This window comes from Synechococcus sp. R55.2 (assembly GCF_047462075.1).
GTDB lineage: Bacteria > Cyanobacteriota > Cyanobacteriia > Thermostichales > Thermostichaceae > Thermostichus.
In genome coordinates this window covers 1-1,836 of sequence record NZ_JANSIH010000448.1, presented here as the reverse complement: position 1 = coordinate 1,836, position 1,836 = coordinate 1, and the positions used below count along the sequence as shown (strand labels likewise).

Here is a 1,836-nt window from a genome sequence, read left to right as displayed (position 1 = left end):
TGACCCAGCCCATTCACATTGCCGGCCACCACTACCCAACCGGCTCAGGAGGTCTGGGGCTATATATCGCCAGGCGCATCCTGCAGGCCCACGGGGGGGACTTGCGGTTGGTCGAGACGGGATCCCAAGGGACTGCTCTAGCCCTGGTGTTGCGCTAACCCAATAGATTGGTGCTGAACAAGACTGGTGTAGTCATTTTAAGTGACATACTCCCGCACTCATGTTGATGCAAAGCGCTCCGCGCCGCTAAAGCGAGAGAGTGCGGGCTTCAAGGACTCCGTCCCGCTGACGCGAACAGTGACTCCGGTTAGCGCTCCGCGCCGCTGGCGCGAAAAGGACGTTTCCTGCGCTTGAGGACTACGTCCCGCTGACGCGAAAAGAACGGGATGCCCCACCGCCCTGTGCTTGATGTTGATGGCCGCATGGTGGTCGCGCTCTAGTTCTAGCCCACAATGGGAACAAGAATGCCACCTGTCTTGAATCGCTTTCGGTACTCTTTGACCACACCGAGAGCAGTTTTGACTGCTGCCGTTGGGATTCACTGCAATCGCCCTCAGCCCAGCTCTTTCAGCCTTGACTGCCAGCATTTGCAGAAATTGTCCCCACCCAGCATCATAGGTAGATTTTGCTAGTCGGGTTCTAGCAACACCTTTGATATTCAGGGCTTCGTACCCAATATGCTTGCCTTTGCTTACCAGCCAGTTCGCTGTTTTGTCATGAAAATCTTTGCGCTGAGATAGTGGTTAGTGGATAGTGGTTAGTGGATAGTCACTATTCACTATCCACTGGTCACTATCCACTAGTCACTAGCCATAGGCGGTTTGACCCCTTCTTCTCGCGAGACAAGGCTCGCTGCAACCTCTTGAGCCTGAGCTCTGCCTTGCGATAGTACTGGGGAACTGGAACAGACTCCCCCGCATCGGTCACCAAAAAGGAGTCCAGTCCCACGTCGATCCCTGTAGTGTTTTCCAGCGTTGCAGACTCAGGAGTAAACTCAGGGACGGACGAATCTTGCAGGCTCAAGGTCACATACCACCCGTCTGCCTTGCGGGTGATGGTAGCGGTCTTAATCACAAAGCCCTCAGGCAAAGGACGGTGCTGAATTATCCGAACAGCACCGATTTTGGGCAGATGGATAAACTGCCCGCAAATGCAGTCTTGTTTCATCTGGGGGAAACTGAAGGAGCGATACCGCCCAACTCCCTTGAATCTGGGTTTCCCTGCCCGCTTGCCGTTACCGTCCCCCTTCAGCCAGCGGTCGAATGCTTTGTGCACTCGCTCTATGCAGTTTTGCAGGACTTGCGAATGGATGGCTCTGTACTGCGGAAACAGGGCTTTCGTCTTCACCAAGTCCCGTTTTTGGGAGTAGAAATCGGGCTTGTCTTTCAGCTCAGGCAAGTGACAGATTAAGGGACAAGCATTGATATCACAGCGATTGTGTTCCCACCACGCAAAGCGCTCTGCCAAGCGGTAGTTGTACTGCTTGCGTAACAAGTCTAGCCATTGGTCCATCAGAGCAACTTGGCTAGAAGTAGGGCGTAAGCGATACTGGTAAGCAGTTCTCATGATGAGGGTATAAAATCCTGCTACGCCGGTCATAGCACCAGTAAGGACGAAGCATCGTGTCCTTGCCTCTCATCCCGACCCTCACCCTGGATAGTGGTGAGTGGATAGTGACCAGCCACTAGTCACTAGTCACTAACGGAGGGCGGGGCTTCCCGCCGGTCTAGCTAAAACCAAACCGAAAATGGAAGAAGTTTACTTACCAGAGGAGACCCTTTGCGCTTGGCTGTGGGAAGACCTGGGGCACGGCGACCTCACCACAGAGCTGACCCT

2 protein-coding genes are annotated in these 1,836 nt (G+C 54.1%); both read right to left on the bottom strand.

Features of this window, described 5'->3' with window-relative positions:
• Positions 1-218: 218 nt before the first annotated feature.
• Positions 219-677 (bottom strand): RNA-guided endonuclease InsQ/TnpB family protein, encoded by a 459-nt coding sequence (locus tag NW838_RS15275; protein ID WP_414428332.1) that lies wholly within the window; start codon positions 675-677, stop codon positions 219-221.
• Between the two features lie 115 nt (positions 678-792).
• A complete protein-coding gene (locus NW838_RS15270) occupies positions 793-1,566 on the bottom strand; it encodes an RNA-guided endonuclease InsQ/TnpB family protein (protein ID WP_414428331.1) in 774 nt (257 codons plus the stop codon).
• Positions 1,567-1,836: the final 270 nt, after the last annotated feature.